A 23,390-nucleotide genomic window follows, 5' to 3' on the forward strand; every position below is an offset into this window, starting at 1 on the left:
TTTACATTTGTATGATTAAATTAGTCGTGCTACCATGGCTAAATCGATAATATCGATAATGCCATCATTATTCAGATCCATTAACTGATAATTAGTCCAATTCACATCACTTAATTTCTTACCGTATGCAGCGGCATTGATACCCAAGTCACCGATGTCCATCACGCCGTTACCGTTAAAATCAGATTTATAGTAGGTTTGAGAAACATCGCCCAGTTGCGTCGTTACCCCATTCGCATTAGATACAACGATGCGTATTAAGGAAATGGGGTTCGCCGACTGTATGTTTGTTTTTGCTTTCATTTGGATACTTAGCAAATCACCCTCCGTTTTGACAGCATTGCCTGACCCTAAGCTTGCGAGCAGAATTCGTATTAAACCGGGCTCGATTTGATCTTGTTTTACAACAGATAAGCCTGTTTTCAAGGACTGCGCACCAACAAATTCGTACTGAGTCGGATCAAAATTAAGTGTCAGATCCTGCGCGTAAACTGCCTGATAAACACTGCTTGTTACATTTTTCAAGCCGTAGTTCAAGCTAAATGTTTCTCCGGCTGTTGCGGAAATTTTTCCGGTCAGTGTAGCCATTTTCCCCACCGTGAAGGAATCGGTCAACGTGATGTTGTTCGAGGAGTTGCCTACGTACACCTTGTAATTACCATCGAGAGTCTTCCACGCGTCAGCGTCAGCGTCCCAGATGGAGAGAGGGTGGTTCGAAGCGGCCGGGTCGATGGTGATAGTAACCTTCTTCTCCTCACCGGGAGCGAGCCAGATCTTATCGAATCCCACTAGGCGCTTTGGCGGCTGGTTCGCGTTCTCAGGCAGACCCAGGTAGACTTGAGGCACTTCAGCACCCGCGACGGATCCAGTGTTTTTCACGAAGATTGATACCTGAATTGGTTTAGTCCCATCGTTTGTTTTCTGTGTGACTTCAAGCTTAGAAATCTTGAAATTGGTGTAAGAAAGGCCGTAACCAAAGGCAAATTGTGGAGTGATACCTTGAGCATCATACCAACGGTAACCCATTTTCTGATCCTCGGAGTAGTACACCTGGGGAATCACGCCAGTACCGCTACCGACACCGGGGTAGCGCTCGACGGTACTCGTGGGCGTGTCAGCCTTGGAGACAGGGTAGGTCACCGGGAGCTTACCGGATGGGTTGGATAGCCCGAAAAGCAGGTTGGCAACAGCGTTGCCGTCCTCCTGGCCCGGGTTCCAGGCTTCGAGGATCGCTGGGACTTCGTTGATCCATGGCATGAGGACAGGGTCGCCGTCCTTGAGTACGAGCGCGGTGTTCTTGTTCGCAGCTGCGACAGCGGAGATCATCGCGTCCTGGTTGTTCGGCAAGGAAAGGTTGGGACGATCCCTGCCCTCGCTGGTCACAACGCCGGCCATGAGGATCACGACATCGGCATTCTTCGCTGCAGCAACAGCCGCTTGGAGGTTGCTGTTGTCATCGGCCACGATCACCTTCGTGATCGTCGCGTTCGAGCCCAGCTTCGCTAGGGTATTTTGCAGGCCCGCAAGCGGGGCAACCGTGTATAATGGCGAGACCCGTGAGCTGCCGCCGCCACCGGCTACTGCAGCATCGGCGAAGGTTGCCTGGCCGATCAGGGCGATTGACTTCACGGAGGACTTGAGCGGCAGAAGGTTACCATTGTTCTTCAACAGGACTGCAGTCTGCTCCGCGATCTCACGGGACTTAGCACCGTTGACCTGAGCGTCGATGGTGCCCTGCACGGCCGGCCGATCAAAGACACCGAACTTGAACATTTGTACGTAGCGGTGGTCGAGTGCCTGGTTGATCGTGTTGATCGTGAGGCTTCCGTCGGCGAGTGCCGCTTTAATTCTCACGTTCGAGAACCACGTGCCGGACTGCATCTCAAAATCCAAACCGGCATTAAGCGCATTGGCTGTCGAGTGTGTTGCGCCGAAGTCGGACTGGACGTAACCCTTGAAGCCCCACTGGTCACGCAGTACGGTCTTTAGCAGGTACTCGTTCTCACATGCGTAAGTGTTGCCGACCCGGTTGTAAGAGCACATCAACGAGGCGACTTTGCCATCCTTGACTGACATCTCGAACGGCAGCAGATAGAGCTCGTGAAGCACGTTCTCGGCGATGTTTACGCTAACCGTGCCGCGGTTCTGCTCCTGATCGTTGAGCACGTAGTGCTTCGCCATCGCGATGACGTTGTTGTCTTGAATCCCGTGGATTTCGCTCGAAGATAAGAGGCCGGCGAGGTAAGGGTCCTCACCCATGTACTCGAAGTTGCGGCCGCCTTCCCCTACGCGTGCAAGATTCATGCCGGGCCCTTCGAGCTCGTGAAGGCCGAGCGTCCGAGCCTCGCCACCCATCAAGTTTCCGAAGGAGTACGCGAGGTTAGTATCGAAACTGGCCGCGAGCCCGAGCGCGACGGGCAGAGCGGTGGCCTTGTCCTGCGGGTTACAGTCACCGCCACCAAGACCGACGGGACCATTGGTGATCCGGAAATTCGGGATCCCGAGCTCGGGAATGCCGTTAACGTGCCGAAACGTATTTCCACATTGAGGAAGCTGCGGGTTAGTTCCGGGACTCCCTGCTAGCTGCTGGATCTTCTGGTCCAACGTCATCGCGTCGATGAGAAGTCCGGAACGCACCTCTGGAGTGAGCGACGCATTCAGCCAAGGCGTTGAAGGATTCGTTGTCTCTGCGGCAACGGCGCTGCTGGCGATGGTGCCACTGGCGATGTTGAAAGTCAATGTCAAAATAAGTGAAGTCAATGTAAGTTTTTTTGAAAGAAAATTTGAAGCCAAACCGAATCCCTCCTAATGGTATGATTGCTCTCGGCAATTGCCGAGGTAGATGGGACAAGGGTTTCCTCATTCCACCAAATGAAATTCCCTCATTAATATAGAAGAAATTGGATGAGTGTTGAATCCTATATCTTTTTCACTCTGATCAATATCTTTTCATCTTAATAAAGGCAGGGAGATATGATATAGCCTCCCCCTGCCTACCATCTAATTAATTAAATTTGCTACTGTTGCAAGATCGACCACGTCAACCTTACCATCATTGTTCACATCCGCTAAACGATATTGGGCCCAATCTGCACTGCTTGATTTCTTTCCATATGCCGCTGCAACGATACCTAAGTCACCAATGGTCACTTTACCGTCACCGTTCAAATCGCCTTGCGTGTAACTAACCGTTACACTTTGAGAAACGAGGGCCAACTGAGTTTCATTACCGGTTCCATCTGATAGAACGATTTTAGTTAAGTTAACAATGGCAGGAGGCGTTGCAGCTGATTTTGCTTTAAATTGAAAGCTTAGTAGATCGCCATCCGTTTTTATCGCATTGTCAGATCCCAAGCTTGCGAGTAGAATACGTACTTTTCCCGCTTCTGTCACGTTAGTGCTGACAATGGATAAACCTGATTTCAATGAATGCGCATCAATAAATTCCAATTGAGATGGATCATAACTAAGTGTAAGATCCTGCGCATATACACCATTAGTAACACTTTGTTGTACATTATTCAGTCCGTAATTCAAGCTGAAGGTTTTTCCTATCGGTACGGAATTATTTCCTGTTAGTGAAGCACTAGAATAAGATAATCCAAAACCGAACGTGTAGTCGTTACCAACCGCATTCGTATATGCGTAGTGGAACTTCTCTGCGTAGCCCGGCACATCCGACGCGTTGTTCACAACGGCTTCCTGGTTAGCCGGAATCGTGATCGGCAGATGCCCGGCAGGGTTGAAGCGTCCGCGCAAAACGTCAAGTAAGGCATCGGCCTTGACGTCGTAGGTTGCCACGACCGCTGCAGCTTCGGGCTCAATCTCGTTGATAACCCATGGATTGGTCATATTGATCACGAGGGCGGTAGGGACGGCTGCTTCAATCTGCTTGACTCTGTCGACGTCGATGCCAGTGAGTGGGCCCAACTGGATCTCAACCGTTGAGTTGTCTGGGTACTCGTATGGGCTCGGCCGAACCCACACAACAGCGGCGTTCGCTTCCGCGAGCGTGCCCACAATGGTCACTGATGGGTCCTTCGTGGCGATAAGATTCTTAAGCGCAGTGGTCTGCACGGCACTGTTTTTACCGTTGAAAACCTCCACGTATAGCTTCGTAGCAGCGATGCTTGCGTTGGTCAGCGGCAGCAGACCCTTGTTGTTGCGCAGGAGCGTGACCGACTTGCGGTGCGCCTCATCGGCTCGTGCTTGGGACGCTGCTGAGCCGGTGATCGCTTGGGCATCTGCCGGGTCGGTGTACGGGTTCTCGAAAAGTCCTAAGTTGAACATCTCCGTAAGCAGGTGCGCCACAGAGGGGCTAAGGTCCTGTTCTTGGATCAGGCCCTGGTTGACCGCGGAGATGAGCCCGCTCGGGTCGTTGTTGTCCGAGAAGATGTTCGCCCCGGCCTTGATTGACTTGGCGAACTTCTGCTCGATCGTCAGGTCATGCACACCATAGTCACGGTTCGTCAGAGGGCCGCTGTCGGTGTTAACATAACCAGTAAAACCCATCTTGCCCCGCAGCAGGTCAGTGATTAAGGTCTTGTTGTAGGCGCCAGCCACCTCCTCGAACTGCTGATTCGCGGAGTACCGCATCTCACTCGGGAGCTGTTCAGCGCTGAGCTCGTTGTTAGGGACGTTGTAGTAGGACATGACCGAGCTCACACCCGCATCAATCGCTGCCTGAAACGGCGGGAGCTGATATTTGAAGAGGCTGCCCTCCGTTGGGTAGACCGCCCACTTACCGGGCTCGTTGTGCGGGTCAAGACCTCGGAGCACCGCGCCATCACCGACGAAATGCTTAATGGTCTGGGCCACAGACGTGCTGCTGAGCCTCTCTCCCTGGAAGCCGAGGACCAGCTCACGGGCAATCTTCGAGTTCAATTCTGTATCCTCGCCGAAGGTGCCGGAAATACGGCGCCAGCGCGGTTCAGTCGCGACCTCAACTTGGTAGCCATAGTTCTTCTGGATGCCAGACGAGCGCCACTCTTTGCTCGCGATCTCCGCGAAGTCGCGGATAAGTGGTAGGTCTCCCGTTGCCGCGAGGCCCAGAGTGCCGGGCCAGGTGGAGAACTGTCCGGAGGCCTCACTGATGCCAAACTGGAGCTGCTCGCTGGAGTGATTGCGGGGATTAGAGGTAAAGACGATCGGGATGCCCAGCGGCGAAGCCTCCGCTATCTGTTGGTACGAATTCGCGCGTGTGGCTAGATCGAACGCCGTAGGGTTGTCGCGAATGATGAGATAGCGGATGTGACGGTTGTTGATGAAGTCGTTGATAGCGTTAGCTTGCGGCAGGGAGGTAATCTGCATGATACCAGCCTTATCCTGCAAACTCATGCGCGGAAGGAGGTCTGCCACGCGCTGCTCAGTGGACAAGCGCCAGTCCTCGTAGGGGTCTAATGTACCGCTCCCATTTAAATCTTTGAATGTTTTGCCATCGATTGTCAGGATGCTCTTTACATGACTGGAGATTACAGGCTGAATCGGACCAGCTGCCTCACTTTCATTCGATACAAAAAAGGGTGCTGATAGCAAAAACATAACATTTGACGATAGCAAAATTTTTTTAAATTGCTTAGAGTTAAAAGTCATTTTCTTTCCCCTCACATTCATTTTAATAAAATCCTTTCAATAAATATGAAGTTTTAAACTATCCAGAATGTCGTGGACTTCTACGCATGTGTTCACCCCCTTTAGTTATGCTCCATACATACAAGCCTTTTTTTCAACCGACATGAAAGCGCTTTAAATAATTTGGTCTTAAAAATTCAAGATTTTATCTAACTTATTCACCCCGCTTACTTGGTATAAACCGATTATAGAGATAATTGGAATAGCCTGGAATCCATTATCTTTCTCACTTTGTACAATATCTTTTCAGTAATTGATTCCAATCAGTGACAAGTCTCCAAATTTGGTTCCGACGGTATGCTGATGTATTGTACTTATTCTCAGTTAGACGCATTCTTAAATTCTGTAGGGGATACGCCTGTATATTTTTTGAAGCAGAGACTGAAATAATGCGGGTTCCTAAAGCCTACCTTCTCAGCAACCTCATACGACTTCAAATCAAACATTCGAAGCAGCTCCATAGCCTTTTTCATACGCAATTGATTAAGGAAATCACTAAAATTAATGTTTTTTTCCTTCTTAAAAATGATACTTAAATAGGTAGGACTGATGTGAACAATGCTCGAAACATCCTGTAAAGAAAGGCCCTCTTGATCATAATGCACCTCCATATACGCCACAGCCCGATGGATCACCTTCTTCATCTGGCTATCGCGTTGATGATTGACGATGGCCACTAATTGAATCACGAGCTGACGGATAAAATTAAAAATTTCATAGACTGTTTGCATCTGCTGCTGCTTGTTGTAGATCGAATAAAAATCATCTAGTTGTTTTGCATGCACTTCTAATTCTTTGTACATGACGACGGTAATTTCAACCCCGATTAGACGCACTCTTGATAAGGAAATCGATTGGCTCTTGATGATGGACTGCTCCATGGTACTTAATATGGAAAGCGCCTCCCCCTCCAAGCCCAACTTTACTTTTGAGACCAGTTCCTTCTCTAAACCGTCAAATTCGGTTGATTCACTGTGAGGTGCCAGACCGATATCCGCAACCGTCAATACACGATTTGTCCCCAAAATATGACGGAATTCCAGCGAAGAACGGGCATCCTGATAGGAAAATGTAATTTCTGCAGCCTGCTCATAAGCAAAACCAATGCCTGCCGTTACTGTGGTTTTCAAAAATTTTTCGACATTGGTACGGATGGTTTCCGCAATCTCATAAGCCTGACGTTCCGATTCCGCCTGATTACCTTCTGCAAATACAATAAGTACAATCTCGTCGTCAATGGAATTAAACACAAGCCCCTTCCCCAAGCTTGCAAGCGTTTCTTCAGAAACGTTGATCACACAGTACTTAAGCACTTCTTTTCCAAAACGGTTCTGGTAATCGGGGTAGCTATAGTCATCCGCCTTCAGCAAAATGACCACATAGCTGGCAGCTTTAAGCTGAATATCTAGGAAGCCGATACCCGACTTTATTTCCTGTGGATCCAGCTTCCCGTTGATCAGCTTTTCCAAAAATTGCTGTCTCAAAAGAGGCATTCCTTCAACGACCTTCTGCTTCATTTCGGACTCATATTCAAGCTCCTTCATTGCACGTTTTGCCGTTTCAAGCAACTTCTCACCATCAACGGGCTTTAACAAATAGTCAAACACCTTAAGTTGTAGCGCTCGCTTGGCAAATTCGAAATCATCGTAGCTCGTCAGCATCAGGATTTTGGTCTCTGGATAAACTTTAATTACCTGCTCAGCCAACTCGAAACCGTCGACAAATGGCATGCGGATATCGGTAATAATTAAATGTGGCCTTCTCTCAATGACGAGCTTCATACCTTCCTCACCATTCGCTGCAGAGCCTACCAATTCAAAACCATTAGCGTGCCATTCGATGTTTTTACTTAAACCTCGGGTAATAATGACTTCGTCATCAATAATTGCAACCTTATACATACCGGGTCCTCCCTAGAGTTTTACTTTAGTAAAACTTACTTCGTTAGCATTAACTAGAGAAAAGCTTGTTATCTGAATGTGACGATTGCTACGGTTCCCGTTTCATGATTGCTCTCATAACTGAGCCCATATTTCATGCCATAATTCAACTGCAGGCGCTTGTGCACATTATAAATACCGAGGCCCGCTCCTTCCTCCCCAGTGCTCTTGTCCGACAAAGAGTCGTTAATTTGGGCAAGCTGTTCGGCGGACATACCCGCACCATTGTCCTCAATACGGATCACACAATCTTCACCTTGGATAAAGCCATTGATCCGGATATGGCCCTTTTTACGAATTTTCTTCATCCCATGATAAATCGCGTTCTCAACGAGCGGTTGAAGGGTCAGCTTCACAATTTTAAAATCCAATAAAGCCGCTTCCAGATCTATTTCATATGTGAAGCTGTCCCCGTAGCGTAACTCTTGAATCGTAAAATAATGATTGATATGCTCGATTTCCTGAGACACTGGAATAATCTCGCTGCCTTTACTTATCGAGATACGAAAAAATTCGGAGAGCGCTGATACCATCTGGCTGGCTTCTTTTTTTTCATCCATTTCGATTAGATGCTTGATAGAATACAGCGTGTTATAAAGAAAATGCGGCCTGATTTGAAACTGCAGCGCTGCTAATTCCGCCTTCCGTTTCTTTTCCTGCTCTTTCTCTATCTGCTTAAGCAACTGTTTGATCCTATGGATCATATCGCGTATACCCCTATTCAGGACGCCGATTTCATTTCGCGACAGTTCCCTGAATTCGATGTCCAGGTTGCCTTCTTCGATCGTATTAATTTTTCGCGTGAGTTGAATGATCGGCTTTGTAATAATGTTCGCCAGAAAGTTGGAGAAGAAGATCACAATCACAAACAGAATGAACATAACCGCTAGGATAAGGTATTTGATATAGCTCACTTTTTTGAGTAATTCATCCTTAGGTACAACCGCAGCAATTTTCCATTTGTTGATTCTTAACGTATCGTAAACAATCAGCATATCCTTCCCATACTCGTTGGAAATTGTGATTTGTCCGGATCCTTGCGTGGTTTGCAATATGTTCTGCTGCAATTCCGCATCCTTCATCTCATATTTCCCCTCGGTTTTCTTGTAGGAGATAATTCCGTCCTCGCTAACGAGGCATAGAAAACCATTTTTACTGATCGTCGGATTACTTAATATCGTTTGAAAAAATGAATCCTTTATATTAAAAAGAATAACACCTTTACTATGTTCCACGTCTCTGCCCAGCAGCTTATATAAGCTAACCACTTTCCCGCTATTATTCTGTTTAAACGAAGCCGTAATCGGATCGCTATGCAGCGTTAGCCAATGAATAACAGAAATCGAGTCGGTTGCTTGCCTAAGCTTATAAGGCTCAAGCGAAATCTTTACTTGTTCGATCAGGTCATCTTTTCTGAAAAATGCGGGTCGGTCATAATTGTAATAAAGCAGCGTCGAATCGATCATGGCTCTATCGGGAGAGGCTCTGTTCAAAACTTTATTCAATTGCAGATAATCATCTGATTGCAGATTATAAAAAGGGTTGTCCGTGCGTATCGTAATATCGGATAAATCAGAATCACTATCGAGAATCGTCAGACTCGTCACCACATCGGTTAATTTATCATTTAGAAAGCTTTGGGTTTGGGAGACGGTATCGGAAATACTCATAAATGCATTTTGCTGCAGCTGATCGGAAGAGAGCAGGTAGGAAAATAATCCTGTAATAAAGACAAACAGCATTATAATTGGGATAAATATCAATAGTATGGTTGATTTCAACGAACGATTCCGAATGAAAGACAAGATAAACCCCTCCATGGTGTTAATCACAAGACTTAATTGAAAAGAGGGCTATTGGACTTAAAATGAAAGCTAACCCATCCGGCCATTATCATTAACTCGTCGGATGGGTTGTGTTAAATTGCTGCCAGGACGGCTCGGACGGCTTTAGCTATTTCTTAATACTGCTTTTATCATATTCCGATTTTGCCTTTTCCATCGAGCTGGCCCAACTATCAAGAAAGACTTCTGCTGTCATCGTTCCGCCCATTACCTTTTGGAAATTAGGCTCCAAAGTCTGAACCAAGATGCTGCTGTAATCCGGCAAATAGATCGGTACATCCAATACAACCGTGTTTTTGTCAGCCATTACATTTGCGCCGTCTTGAATATGTTGTGATTTCTTCACATAGTCGCTTTGCAACGCGTCTATGTTAATAGGCATCTGTCCAATTTTTTCATTCCAATACGCCTGGGATTCACTAGAGAGAATAAATTTGAAGAATTCCCACGCTTCTTGCGGATGCTTGCTGTTTTTGAAAATACCATAACCATTTGCAGTTGGAGCCACGATCGTTTTGCCGGTGTTTGATTTCGGTAAAATCGTTGACGCGAATTTCCCTTCACCGAGTGATTGTAAATGGTTGTTGTAAGAACCAAAGTTATGCTGAACCATTGCAGCTGTTCCGGTATCAAACGTAGCTACCATTTCCTTATAGGCATTGGTAATATCACTCGTTGGGGTATATTTTTTATACATTCCTACATATTTTTTCATAAATTCCAGGTTCTTAGGATCATTTACCGTGGCTTTTCCCTTGGCATCAAAGTAATGCTCCACACCGGAATAAGCATACATCGCAGTAGTCAACTGATTGATACTTCCTGAACCACCACGGATGGTGTAACCAAATTGATTCTTTCCTGTATCGGTCAATTTCTCAGAATCTGTGAAAAAGTCGTCCCATGTTGTAGGCGGCTTTAGACCAGCTTGTTTGATCAAATCGGATCGGTACCAGAAGACATCCATATACATGGTTCCAGGAATTTGATACAGCTTCTTGTCAGGCACTAATGTGCGGTTATAATCGATAAGACTTTTGGTGATTTTGTCCTTGTCATTCCATTTATCGAAGAAAGGATCCAATGCTAAGAGTGTGCCTTTGGCGGCAAAGTCGGAGATCCAAATCCCAGTGACACCGCCAATATCCGGTGTATCGTTGGAGGCTATTGCAACATCATACTTTTGCTTGGCCGAGGAGAATGGAATCCCAACATATTCAACCGTAATGTTTGGATTCTTTGTTTGAAAACGGTTAATGATTTCCTGTAAAAAAGGCGTGCGATCAGGTCCGGCATTTTCATCCCAGAAAACGAGCTTTACATTCTCTGCTGGCTTAGCCGTGACGGCCGACTTCGTCGTTTCCTCGGGCTTCCCGCTGGCTGGATTGCTAGTGCTGCTCGTGCCGGCTCCGCAGGCGGACAAGAGCACTGAAATACTGAGAGCTCCCAAAGTAAGAACCGAAGCTGTTTTTTTAATCATGCTTTCAACATCTCCCTTTAAATCTAATTTTATATAGGCTAATTCCCTAGGGAAATTAGTTCAAACTTAGCCTTTGACGGCTCCTGAGCCCATGCCCTGAACGAGATATTTCTGCACAAAACCGAATAATATCACAGCAGGAACCAAAGATATAAGACTTCCCGCAGCAAGAGCACCGTAATGGATATCGAACTCTCCCTGCATATAGCGTAAGCCAACTGGAAGCGTGAACAGTGCCGGTTTACTAATGAACATTAATGCAAACAAGAACTCGTTCCAGGCACTAATGAAGGTGAAAACCGTGGTCGCAACTATACCGGGAAGCAGGATCGGAAAGATCACAAGAAAGATCGCTTTTAGTCGGCTACAGCCATCCACCATTGCAGCTTCCTCCAACGCCTCCGGGATATTACTAACGAACCCGCTCATAAGTAATGAATTGAAAGGAAGTTGAAATGTACTGTAGGTAATAATAAGTGCAAGCAGATTACTCGTTAGCCCCATTTGTTTGAAGATCATAAATAACGGAATCAGCAGCATTGCGCCTGGTACAAATTGTGTACATAGCAGCATGATCATGAAGGCGTTCTTCCCTTTGAATTTAAATCGGTTGATCGCATACCCTACCAATACCGAACAAACAAGCACAATAATGACAGTCATTCCTGAGACGAATACGCTATTTTTGAAAAAAACCGAAAACCCGACATTTTTCCAGGCAACGACATAATTTTCAAAAGTGACTCTCTCTGGCCAATAACGGATAGGCAGCCTTGTAATTTCTCCCTCCTGCTTGAGGGATGTCACGATGGCCCAATATAGTGGAAATAGGGTGAAAGCCATCGCCAATAGAAGAGGGAGTCTCAATACGAACAATCGATCCAATTTTCTCAACATCTGTCTATCCCTCCGTGCCATAACGACTCAGTTTCAAGTAGCCCATTGCAAACACAAGTAGAATTAAAAAGCTGATTACGGTTAAGGCCGAGCCATAACCAAAGTTCTGTGAGATAATCGCTTGATTAGCCACATACATCGTTAATGTCGTAGTTGCGTTAGCCGGACCTCCACCTGTCATCGTATAAATCAAATCAACATTATTGAATTCCCAAACTGCTCTTAACAGGGTGGAAAGAATAATCGAATTTTTCAAAAATGGAAGCGTAATATGGATGAATGACTTCCATCGTCCCGCTCCGTCAACCCTCGCCGATTCGTACAAATCCTGCGGGACCGTTTGCAATGCCGCTAGCATTGTAATCGTGAAGAAAGGGATGCCTCTCCAGAGTTCTGTGATGATCACAGCGGGAAAGACTGTGTTCAAGTCCGCCAGCCAAGCGAAGTTTTTTTCGATGAACCCGAGTTTAACGAGCAGACTGTTGATAAGCCCCATATGCTCGTTGAAGAGCAGCGACCACATCGTTGAAGTAATAACCCCGGAGACTGCCCAAGGCATAATCGAAATCGATCGGAACAAACTACGAAAAGCAAACGTCTGCGTTAAGAGCAGGGCAATCAGCAGTCCGAATATGAGTTGAAATACAACTTCGATGGATACCCACTTGAAGGAAATCAGCAAGCTGGAGTAAAACAATTCATCCTTACTGAAGATGGCTTTAAAATTATCCAAACCGATAAATCCGTTATAATACGGCTTGGCTGGATTAAAATTCTGTAAGCTGTAATAAAACACATTCACCATCGGGTAAAATAGGAAACAAATAATGAGTAGAACGGCTGGAGCAATCAACATATAGGGCATCCAATACGTTCGTTGGCGTTTCTTCCGGTTTTGCGTTGGCCGGATTGTCGGACTGGTAGGCAGCTTGTCTGTGTAGGTCGTATTAGTGCTCATTCGTTTCCTCTCTTTCATCATGAATTACAGAAGAGTACGGTGAATACGGAGGAGTTGCAGCTAGCTTAGCTTTCACTGACCTATCCGCCCCACTCTGTTAGGCATGATATAAATATAGAGGGGATTGGATGAATGCGGAATTCAATATCTTTTTCGGTTTGTTCAATATCTTTTCAACCTATTTCACTTGATAGCCAAATGCTGCTAATTATGCTTCAAGGAGATCGGGAGCATGCTTGTAACTTTATTCCACACTATCCCATTCTTATAAATTTTTTTCTATTTTTTTAATCATATGAGAAATTTCTTACATAAACATTCAACAATTTTTGCAAATACTTAATTATTTTTTCTAAAATAAATTATCATCGAGACCGTTGGCCGTAAGCCACATATCCTCATCTTGTATATCAGACTGTTTACCGATTCGCGCGCGAAATACTGCCCGTCACTTAATCCCCTTGCCTGATTCCATTTATGTCTAAGGTACAAACAACAAACCGGCACTCCTTCGGAGTCCCGGTCCTCATCTTTGAATCTTTATAATTGATTTTTGTTTCGAGTCGCTCCGGCATGGCACCAGACGACGACAATAGGATCTTCTACGCTTGAAATGAGATGGTGATCCTCTCCCGGCTCAATAATGACGACGTCTCCCGTTTTTACAGGGTAATTGTGCTCTTTGTTGATTTCCACCTCGCCTTTGCCCTGCAGGATCAGGAAAGCTTCACAATCTTCGTGTACATGATAGTCGATACCTCCCGGACCGTCGTTCGTATGAGCGCGCGCCCCCGGCTTCTCAAAGGCTAATCCGCCATAAGTGAGGTAATCCCCTGGCATAATATCTTTCAAAATATGTCCTTCCGTAACATCAGCCAACTGTTGTAAACGATACGTTTTCATTAGAAACCACTCCTTTTTTCCATGTTTATGTCATCTAGACGGGCGTAAGGCTGTCAACATTAAACATATGCCCAAAATCGTTATTTAGAGTTCTCGCTAAAATCTCACTCTGTTACGAAAAAGGTGAACGTCTCACCTGCAGATGTCTCAATTTCAAACAACGAGCCATTCAAAATCTTCCATACACGGTCCCCCTGCTGCACGGATACTTGCTGTTCCCCCCAGGGATTGCGCAGCCTGCATACACCACCTAGCGTGGAATCAATGCTCAGCGAGATTATTACGCCGCCTCTGATTACAGACGTCACTTTAAAGCCTCCATGACACCAGAGTGAGAAGGCAGCATTCCAACCGTCAGGGATTGCCGGGAACACATGAATGACCGACTCTCTGCCGGGAGCGCCGGGCTGGCTTTGACAGAGCGCAATCTGCAGGCCGTTCGCCACATTCCCGAGCCTCTGCGCGCTGATGGCGTTGACGCCCTCCCGCACCGTCAGCCGATTATCATAATATTTGATTTTGCCCGTATCCGCATAGTAGCAGTATTCGCGATCGGCGTTCACACATTCCAGCTGTGCCAAAACGGCTTGTTTAAAGCCCTCGGCCATCCCCATACCCGCGAGCATTGTGGCAGCGGAAGACATCTCGGTTGCAGCCCTACCCCAGTCTCCTTCCAACAAATCCTGTTGATAGGCAAGGGTGGCTTTGCCCGTCTTGAACCAATCCGGGTTTACGCTCGCGGTCTCTAAGGAACAGAGTATAAAATCCCGCATCGGATCGGTAGCGGTGTCACGCCGATCGTCAAGCACCTGCCCGATCGCGCCGACCCAAACCGGCTCCTCATTTTCTTTGGTACGATAGACGGCCTCCGGATGATCACTTCGCGGGAGTGGAGCCAGGTTATGATAAAACTCTTCCCAGACCGGACGCAAATCCTGATCCTCATCCAATATATTAGCGGCCTTCAGCAGCACCGGCATGATCCCGTGTAGCGCAGACATCACTTGAATCGTATCTTTGCCCCCGATGTACTTCTCACCGCTAATCGTGTTGTACATATGGTATTTGCCGTCATCCTCTTTTCGCATGTGCGGATAATTGCGCAGGAATTCAGCAGCCCCATTAATCATCGGGTATGCCCGCTCCTTCAACCAGTTCAGGTCTTTGGTGAATTCATAATAATTCCAATAGTGATAGGCGATACCGGCGATGTTCCAAAACATGTGGGTCGTGGATCCAAAGGGGCCCCAACCCTTATCGGAATAAACCAAATTTCCGTGGACCCATGCTTCGTGTCCCTTCCAGTTCCAACGACTTTCATGCGGATGCTTGTTATGCGCGTATTGCTTGAATCTTTCGGAACGTTCCTCCCAAGGCTTAAGCAGCAAGTAAAGCTCTCTCATCTCGGAGGCAATATCTTCGGGCATCTCATCAACACCGTTAAACCAAACGGTTTCGGGGATATAAATCCCCTTGCTGCCCCACTGCTGCTCCGCCGCTTTGGCACAAGAATCATACATTCCCGAATACATGTCAAAATAGGGCTGCATCAATTCATAGTGGCCTGTCGCCAGAACCGCATTGTAATATAACCTGAGGTTGCTCCACCATTGCATCGCCCCCCAGTGTCTCAAGTCTCCGCGAGGGCTTAGCAGCATACCTCCGAAATTGGGAGCAAACTTTCCGCCCCGGGAGTTAGACGCCATCAGATACACATAATACGTATAATGCTTCTCCACAAATTCAGCGCTGCCATCATCGCTGCTTAATTGGATGTAAGATTTTTGCCAAAACTCGTTCCACCAAACCTTATGCTCCTGCAGCATACGCTCATAGCCCGCTTTTCTTGCCGTTTCCAATTGGTTTACTGCCAAGGCAACGATGTCCTCGTTTTCATCAAACGTTGCACTGCTTGCAATGAAGATTTCAAAGTTACCCGTTTCCGGCTTCATGCATAGACGCATTTCCGTATCATTCGATTGCCCGAGCACTTTGTTAACCCTAAAATCAGTAACCGGCGCTTTTCCGCCAAGCTCATCGTTCATCCGAATGACCCCGTCACGGCCGGAGATCCCAACTGCAACGGCCGAAGAGCAGTAATAGCCGGCCTCCCTGAATTCCTGCTTTAAGACCATAACGTCCTTGTGCATGATGAGTTTGGAAACCGCTGAATGATTCTTTGTTGCGACTTCCGAAGGCCGAAGCATTTTCAGCTTGATATTGATGCCTTTCGGACTCTTCCTTCTATCCTCGACCTTGAAGGCAAAAACGTCACTGTGGTCATAAGCGAACGCTTCGAGACCTATGCCGTTACCACGGATATCCGCTGTCGCATCAAAGAGGCTTAAATGCTGGCGTACCGTATCGTCCTGAAACACGTCTTCCCCGTAATCCACAAAATCGATGTCAACAAAAGCGCAGGCATAGCCATAATCCAAATGCCGTTGATTGAAACTGTTCGTGGAGCGGTCACTGGCATACACATCGATGCGATTCACTTGCATTTTTACGGCGGACGGCGATGTCCAAAGGAGGCTTCCCATTTTTCCGTTTCCGATCGGAAGTCCACCTTCACTTCTTTTGACCGTGTGCTCATAATGTAAATCTCCGCGAGAAACAAGCTCTCGATAATTCATAATGAAATCACACTCCTGTGGTTACTTCAGCTTCTATTAGTGCATCTTCTACGGAAACCATTTTGCCGTGTCTCGACGAGACAGCAGCAGCATGCACCAAGCTTTGCGACTTCAAATAATCCCTTCCGCTTGGCCTAGGCTCACGCTTCTCCTTTAATGCAGTTAGAAATTCATCGATCGACAGCACGTTTCCTACCCCATCAAAGGTGTACACTTCATCGGCCTTTCCTTCCTTCATAAGCTGCACTCGGTTGCTCGTTAATACAATCGCGCCTTCCGCTCCTTCGAAACGCCAATCTCCATACCATTCGGTCAGTTTTCCCTTGGCCATCATACTGCCGTGATAATCCACGACCGTCCCGCCGTCTAGCTCCATCCAAGCGCTAAGGTGGATCGTCGTCGCATTCGTCCAGCTTCCTGGCGGATTGCTGTTCATGGCAAACACTTTCACCGCTTCCTGGCCGGTAAAATAACGGATCATATCGAAATGATGAATCGTAACATCTTCAAGCAGTCCGTTGGACAACCGACTGAAATAGGGAACAGGTACCACATGGTAGCGGTCGAATTCGATGTGAACCGATGACAATTGCCCGATGACGCCGCTGTCTAAAAGCTCTTTTACTTTCAGCACCGGAGCGAAGAAACGATAATTCTCGGAAATCATGAACGGGATATTTTTCAGTTCAGCCTGGCCGACAATATACTCCGCATCCTTGATATCGCCTGAAATCGGCTTTTCGCAAAGCACCGGCAGACCATGCTCGAATGCGATTTCATTAATTGCAGTGTGAACATGAGGCGGCGTCACATTAATGACAATATCAGGGTGCTCATTGATAATTGCCTCTTTCAAAGACGAATAAAACGGGGTTTCCGAATCAATCGTTTCCCGGAGCTGAGCGTTCGCTTCAACAACGCATACCGCCTTCACACCCGGATGACGCCTCAATCTCTTATACCAACCAGAACCAAAGTTTCCTAAACCGACTAATACGACCTTCAAATTACTCATCCTCTCTTTTCAATTTTATTTCTGATTAAACACGGTTCTCCGTTATTTCTTGTATTTGTTGTATAGCTCGGTATATTCCTTGATGACATCGGCGCCGCCGGACTGCTTCCATTTCTCAAGCTCTTTACCCCAGCCACTTTCGTCGATAACGCCCATGATGAACTTGATTTTCGCGTCGTCAATGATCTTCTTATTCGTCGACAGCTTTTTCTTACTATCGTCGCTTAGAATGAGTCCATGCGATACGTCGGCAACTCCGTATTGCTTGATTTCCTTAAGCGTCTCCTCCGCCTCTTTGGCGAGCGGCGTTCCGTTGTTGATAAGGTCCATACGCATTGCGAGGTGTTGGACCGGCACGACTTCCTTGTTGTATTTGGTGTCGTCCATAATCTTCTGTACGCCGTTCTCTTCCTTGTAGTGAACCCCGTCAACGCCGAGTATGACCGTCTTCACCATCTTGTCGTCGACCATCTTGTCAAAGAAGCTTAGTATCTTCTTCAATTCCGCTTCTGTTTTGACGCTCGACTTCGGAACCATATACATGCCCAGGTACCCGCTGCCCTTGGCAACCCGCTTCTGGCCAGTCGTCGATACGAGCGCCGGAATGATGTGAACGTCTGCGCCCGGCAGCGTTTTGCCAAGGCCGACGAAAGTTTCGCCACGGTAAGCTTCGACGATGTTTCCTCTGATGCCGATTTTCCCATTGGTCCAATCCTCCGATACTTTGGCGCCTGGCACAGTGGCAAAGTCCTGGTTGAGGATCTTTTCGTCGTACAGCTTTTTCATGAATTTCAAATAGTCCATAAATTCTTTGGTCATGAAATCCGGAATGGCCTGGTTATTGATATAACCCCAGCCATTCGGCGCGCCGAACAGGAGCGGAAACGTGTAGGTGCCCAAATCTTTATTTTCGGTGATGCCCCATGTGTCCTGCTTCCCGTTTTTATCCGGATCGTTCGATGTAAACGCCTTTAACACATTATAATAATCGTCCACGGTTTTAGGCGGCTCTTTGATCCCGGCTTTTTCCAGCCAATCTTTCCGGTAATACATGACGATCCTTTCCGGATAACGGCCCCGGTAAAGCCCAAATATTTTTCCATTGATCCGGGTATTGTTCAGCGTATCTTTATCTAATTTGCTCAGGTTCGGATAGTCCTTCAAGTAGGGCTCGACATCCCAGAAGAACCCGCTCTGCGCTGCGCTCACGATGACCGTATCCTGCGGATTGACGACAAGCATCGCCTGCGGCAGGTCTCCAGATGCCATCGACACGTTTAATTTATCCGTATAATTTGAGTTAAGCACCCATGTGATATCAAGCTTCGTATTCGTTTGCTGTTCAATGTATTTCACAATAGGGTTGTCCGCTGTAGGGGGTTCTGTCGTTTCAAATTGGCTCATCATTTTGATTCGAAACGGCGCTGCCGAATCCGTACTGCCCGCCTTGGACGGTTGGCTGCTGCCTTCAGAACATCCGGTCAATGCCGCAATTAGCAATACTGACACCACGGGTACAATTCGCTTAGAGTCTTTTCCCATGAAACCATGACCTCCATATTTTTATTTATTGGTCTTTCACTCCCGGGACGCCTTTCCTACTCTTTAACTGACCCGAGCAGCACGCCTTTCGCGAAATGTCGTTGCAAGAAAGGATATACAAGCAGGATGGGAACAGTGGATACGACCGTTACGCCCATTTGGATTGTTTTACCCGGCGGAATCACCCCCTCGAAGTTATTTGCGGAATCGCCTATACCGGTTTGTGACAGAAGGACGATTTGACGCAGCCATACCTGGATTGGAAACTTGTCTGCATCATTGATATAGAGAAGGGCGTTAAGAAATTGATTCCAATGCCCGACCGCATAAAACAACGTTAATGTCGCTATCGCCGGCATCGACAGCGGAATCACGATCCGGAACAAGATCTGTGGATCGCTAGCTCCGTCAATCCGGGCCGAATCCTCCAGTTCATCCGGCAGTTGGGCGAAAAAGTTTTTCAATATGATCAGATAGAAGGCGCTAATGGCCCCGGGAAGCAGCAGGGCGCCGTATGTGTTGAGCAGCCCTAGATTTTTCACGACCAAATAGGTCGGAATCATACCTCCGCTGAACAGCATGGAGAAAACGACCATCAGCATGACCGGCTTGCGTATCCGCAGCCGTTTGTTGGCTAAAGGAAACGCCAACAGCGCGGTAAGCACGATATTAATGGCAGTTCCCGCAACCGTAATGAAAATCGTGACCAATAACGAGTGCGGAATAATTTTCGTACTGAAAATGTACTGGTAAGCGGCGAGCGAAAACGTCTCCGGGATGATCACAAAGCTTTTCTGGAGAGCTTCCTCCGGAGCGGCGAAAGAGCCGGTCACGTTGAGCAGAAACGGAACGACCGTAATCAAGGCCAACAGAAATAATAGAAAATAATTGACGCTGTCGAACAGCTTGCTGCCCCATGATCTGTACATATGTATGCCTTCACCTCCTTTCCTGAAAGCTTAGTAAATGCCTTCTTCCCCGAATTTTTTTGCCAGCTGATTCGTGACCATAACCAAAAGAAGTCCAATCACTGACTTGAACATCCCGACCGCCGCGCTGAAGCCGAATTGGCCGCCCAGAATCCCCACCGTGTATACATAGGTATCGAAAACCTCCCCGACTTCCCGGTTCAGCGTATTAAGCATGAGATAGATTTGTTCGAAGCCGGTATCGAGAAACGATCCCAGTCGCAGGATCAGCAGGATGACGATGGTGCTTCGTATTGAAGGCAGTGTAATGTGGTAAAGCTGCCGCCAACGGTTCGCCCCGTCCATACGGGCCGCCTCATAAAGCTGAGGATTGACGCCGGCCAGCGCCGCCATAAAGATAATCGTTCCCCAGACCTGTTTCTTTCCAGATGACTTCCAAGGTAACCATTGACCTAAACCAGCGGGCGCTGTCCAGAAAATGCACCTTTTGAAAACCGAGCGACTGTATGATCTCATTAACGATACCGTTTTGAATCGCAAAGAAAAAATAAAAAAAGCTCACAACGATGACCCACGACAGAAAATGCGGGACGTAAACCAGGGAAACAACAATCCTCTTGTACACTTCATGCCGGACCTCATTCAACATTAGGGCTACAATGATAGGCAACGGGAAAAACAGAAAAATGTTGTAAGCCGCTAAGATCGCGGTATTTCGCAGCAGCATCCAAAAATCAGGACTTGTAAACAAAGCATGAAAATGAGCGAAGCCTACCCATTCACTTTTGGTAATCCCGAGGAACGGCATATAATTCTGAAACGCAATGACCAGCCCCCACATCGGGGCATAACGGAAGATCAGAAAATAAAGTACACCTGGCAACAGCATAAGATACAACCAGTAGTCCCTTTTTACTTCCTTTAAGAACTTGCCCCATGCTCCTTCCGTGTGGGCGACGCTTGGATGGCGACTATTCTGCACCTGTTTTGTCAACGCTTTCAACATGATACCTCCCATCTCGTGTTTGATAACGTTAAGGTACTAGAGGGGCTGCCAATTGTAAATAATCCGTTCCGCAGTTCTCTACTGATCATTCCGTTTCCCCGGTTTTCGCGGATAATCTTCAGCATAGTAACGAAATGATTATCCAAAAAGTCCCCCAATAGCAAAAAAAACGCGCATACCACACGCTCTTTCGAGAACGGGCGGCCTGCGCTGTCCTAGGTCCTTCATCCGTTAAGCTTCACCCAATGATCTCGGTACTGCTTAGGCGTGATCCCTTCCATCTTCTTAAAATAACGAATAAAATTTTGTGAATTGCTGAACCGCAGCTTTTCGGCGATCTCTTGAATTTGATCATCTGTTTCAGCCAGCAGCCTTCTCGCTATATTCAGTCTGTATTGGGATACATAATCGCTAAAGCTGTTCCCCGTTTCTTTTCGGAAAATTTGCCCCAAATAGTTCGGATTATAATGAAGACGGGAAGCGCAGGCTTCTAACGTCAACTCGGAATGGTATTCATCATGGATGATTTGAATCAGTGTTTTAATAATATTCCTCTGCTGGGATTCGCTTCGTGCCAACATTTCCTCCAAGATCGGTTCCACGACATGACCGTATATCCAAGTCTCCATTTCTTGGACGGAAGTCTGCAGCAGCTGATCCAGCTTTTGAAAAATCGGTTTTTCTTTGAACAAGGAAATGAACATTTCATCCGATTGATGAGAAATTTTGATCAAATCCATTAATAACAGAAAAATAAACATGGAACAATACCGGTAGCCATAATGACCCGAACACATTTCCGCAATGATGTTATGAAGCGTTTGATTCGATTGCTCGATGTCACCGAATTTGATCGCATCGATTAATTCTTTCACCATAAAACTGGGGTATTTCCCCATGTTGCCTGATTCGTTCGAATCAAAATCGGAAGCATACAGGATAGCCTCCCTGCCCTGGGTGAACCTTGATTTTAACGCATCCGTCGCCTCGCCATATGCAGTAGAAGCTTCCACCGGCTGGTTGAATGGACGGCTGATTCCAATGCTTATTTGAAGACGCAAGTACTGCTTTACAACCTGCTGGATTGAACGAGACAGTAAATAAAGCTCCTCCTTAAAAGCATCCACATTTTGATGCTCAGCGCCGAGCAGAACGACTTGCATATGATTCATAATGACAGGATTCAGCACTAACAATTCCGAGGCGGTTTCGCCCAGCATATTTTTCACGGCAAATAATAACAGATCGCGGTCTGTATCCTTATAACCGGTATCTTTTAATGTATCGATCTGCACCGTGAGCACATAAAAATGGCTCCAGCCCGCATCACGCCTGAAATTACTTTCGATTTCCTGAGGGTTCATTTCCCCCTGAAACAGCTTAAAAGCAAAAAAATCGTTTAGCTGATTCGTTTGAATATGCAGCTGGCCCTTGAGCTTCTGGCTGTCCTGAAAAAAAGCGTGAATCCGATGATTAATATAATCCATTTCGTTGCTTTGCGACCGGACATTTAATTGTTCCGAGGAGTTGAATGCGACCATATGATACAGCCGTTTGATAGGAGAGTATAGTCTTCGGGTACCGTAATAGGAAAGTACGAAAAACACACTAATCACAACAAAACCTGTGATAAAAATAAACAGACCGATGAATCGGGAGTTTTGCTCGGCCTCTAAGGTCGATACCATCGATAAATAGGTCCATTTGTATTTTTCGGAATGCCGAAAAATGAACGAATATTGGGATCCTTTGATTCTGGATAAGAAATTACCTTGCGGGGTTTGATTCACTTGCCTTTGAATCATTTGGACAAGATGGTTCACGTCTTGATCCCGAAGCTCATACTGCGTAATGTTTCGAATAACTTTGCCATTGTCGTCAATCATTGTCATCTGGCCTAAGTCTTTGCTTGCCATTAACTCACGAAACATATCGTTGCTCGAAATTTTTGTTCTCACGATTCCCTGGAACCGGTCAAACGCTGAAAAAGGCACCCTCAATGTGTACTGGAAAAAATCAGAATCAGCAGATTTACTCCATCTCGAGCGTGAAGCGGCTTGCCTAAACTGGTCAATTTCTTCACGGGTATATACCTCGGTTATCAAGAGTACCCCGCCATTTCGTAAAACCCACCCTTTTTGCAAATTAATAATTTCCAGACTGTTGATGATCGAGGAATGCGAGTATAAAGAGCTGATCTCCGACACCATATTTTTAACCTTTACGTAATTATCATAACTGTTCATCGTTAGGTCATCGTCCAATAAGCTTGTAAAGCTAGGCAGCAGCGTAAATTGTATGATGGCGCTTTCAACAGTTTGCAGCGAATTTTCCAACTGAATCTGCGTCTGAAGGAGTAGTTGTGCGTTTATTTTATCGATCTTCTCGTTCATTAAGCCGGATGTCCTATAATAGGCAATATAACCCAGAAACGAAACGGCAATGATGACCAATACGATATTGAAGGAGAGCAGCTTTACGAAGTAACTTATCCTTTTCATAATCATCCCCCTATTCGACATAAATGCGTATCGCATCCTGGCTTATAGATGCCTCCTTAAACGGATACTCCGAATATTTGAGCAAGTCCTCGTCTGGTTATCCTCACA

13 protein-coding genes and 1 pseudogene are annotated in these 23,390 nt (G+C 46.6%); all 14 read right to left on the reverse strand.

Annotated features, from left to right (window positions below):
* Positions 1–15: 15 nt before the first annotated feature.
* Positions 16–2,793, reverse strand: a complete 2,778-nt coding sequence (locus ACBP55_RS26540; RefSeq protein WP_464645869.1) for a glycoside hydrolase family 3 C-terminal domain-containing protein — start codon at positions 2,791–2,793, stop codon at positions 16–18.
* A gap of 207 nt (positions 2,794–3,000) precedes the next feature.
* Positions 3,001–5,592, reverse strand: coding sequence for a glycoside hydrolase family 3 N-terminal domain-containing protein (locus tag ACBP55_RS26545; protein ID WP_464645870.1), 2,592 nt, complete (start codon positions 5,590–5,592; stop codon positions 3,001–3,003).
* Positions 5,593–5,951: 359 nt separating this feature from the next.
* Positions 5,952–7,532, reverse strand: coding sequence for a response regulator (locus ACBP55_RS26550; RefSeq protein WP_464645871.1), 1,581 nt, complete (start codon positions 7,530–7,532; stop codon positions 5,952–5,954).
* Positions 7,533–7,600: 68 nt separating this feature from the next.
* Positions 7,601–9,376 carry a cache domain-containing sensor histidine kinase gene (locus ACBP55_RS26555; RefSeq protein WP_464645872.1) on the reverse strand — a complete coding sequence of 592 codons (1,776 nt, stop codon included), beginning with the start codon at positions 9,374–9,376 and terminating at the stop codon, positions 7,601–7,603.
* Positions 9,377–9,524: 148 nt separating this feature from the next.
* A complete protein-coding gene (locus ACBP55_RS26560) occupies positions 9,525–10,895 on the reverse strand; it encodes an ABC transporter substrate-binding protein (protein ID WP_464645873.1) in 1,371 nt (456 codons plus the stop codon).
* A 66-nt stretch (positions 10,896–10,961) separates the two neighbouring features.
* Positions 10,962–11,792, reverse strand: a complete 831-nt coding sequence (locus ACBP55_RS26565; RefSeq protein WP_464645874.1) for a carbohydrate ABC transporter permease — start codon at positions 11,790–11,792, stop codon at positions 10,962–10,964.
* Positions 11,793–11,796: 4 nt separating this feature from the next.
* The gene (locus ACBP55_RS26570) at positions 11,797–12,750 is read right to left on the reverse strand and encodes a carbohydrate ABC transporter permease (protein ID WP_464645875.1); all 954 of its coding nucleotides are present in this window, start codon (positions 12,748–12,750) and stop codon (positions 11,797–11,799) included.
* Between the two features lie 540 nt (positions 12,751–13,290).
* Complete coding sequence (locus ACBP55_RS26575) at positions 13,291–13,653, reverse strand: cupin domain-containing protein (protein WP_464645876.1); 363 nt, start codon at positions 13,651–13,653, stop codon at positions 13,291–13,293.
* A gap of 104 nt (positions 13,654–13,757) precedes the next feature.
* Complete coding sequence (locus ACBP55_RS26580) at positions 13,758–16,289, reverse strand: glycosyl hydrolase family 95 catalytic domain-containing protein (protein ID WP_464645877.1); 2,532 nt, start codon at positions 16,287–16,289, stop codon at positions 13,758–13,760.
* Between the two features lie 7 nt (positions 16,290–16,296).
* Positions 16,297–17,295 (reverse strand): Gfo/Idh/MocA family protein, encoded by a 999-nt coding sequence (locus tag ACBP55_RS26585; RefSeq protein WP_464645878.1) that lies wholly within the window; start codon positions 17,293–17,295, stop codon positions 16,297–16,299.
* Positions 17,296–17,346: 51 nt separating this feature from the next.
* The gene (locus tag ACBP55_RS26590) at positions 17,347–18,846 is read right to left on the reverse strand and encodes an extracellular solute-binding protein (protein WP_464645879.1); all 1,500 of its coding nucleotides are present in this window, start codon (positions 18,844–18,846) and stop codon (positions 17,347–17,349) included.
* A gap of 56 nt (positions 18,847–18,902) precedes the next feature.
* On the reverse strand, positions 18,903–19,775 hold the full coding sequence (locus ACBP55_RS26595; protein ID WP_464645880.1) for a carbohydrate ABC transporter permease: 873 nt from the start codon (positions 19,773–19,775) through the stop codon (positions 18,903–18,905).
* Positions 19,776–19,805: 30 nt separating this feature from the next.
* A pseudogene (locus ACBP55_RS26600) lies at positions 19,806–20,781 on the reverse strand (ABC transporter permease).
* A gap of 224 nt (positions 20,782–21,005) precedes the next feature.
* Positions 21,006–23,282 carry a helix-turn-helix domain-containing protein gene (locus ACBP55_RS26605; RefSeq protein WP_464645881.1) on the reverse strand — a complete coding sequence of 759 codons (2,277 nt, stop codon included), beginning with the start codon at positions 23,280–23,282 and terminating at the stop codon, positions 21,006–21,008.
* Positions 23,283–23,390 lie beyond the last annotated feature (108 nt).

Source organism: Paenibacillus sp. WG02, from assembly GCF_055396115.1.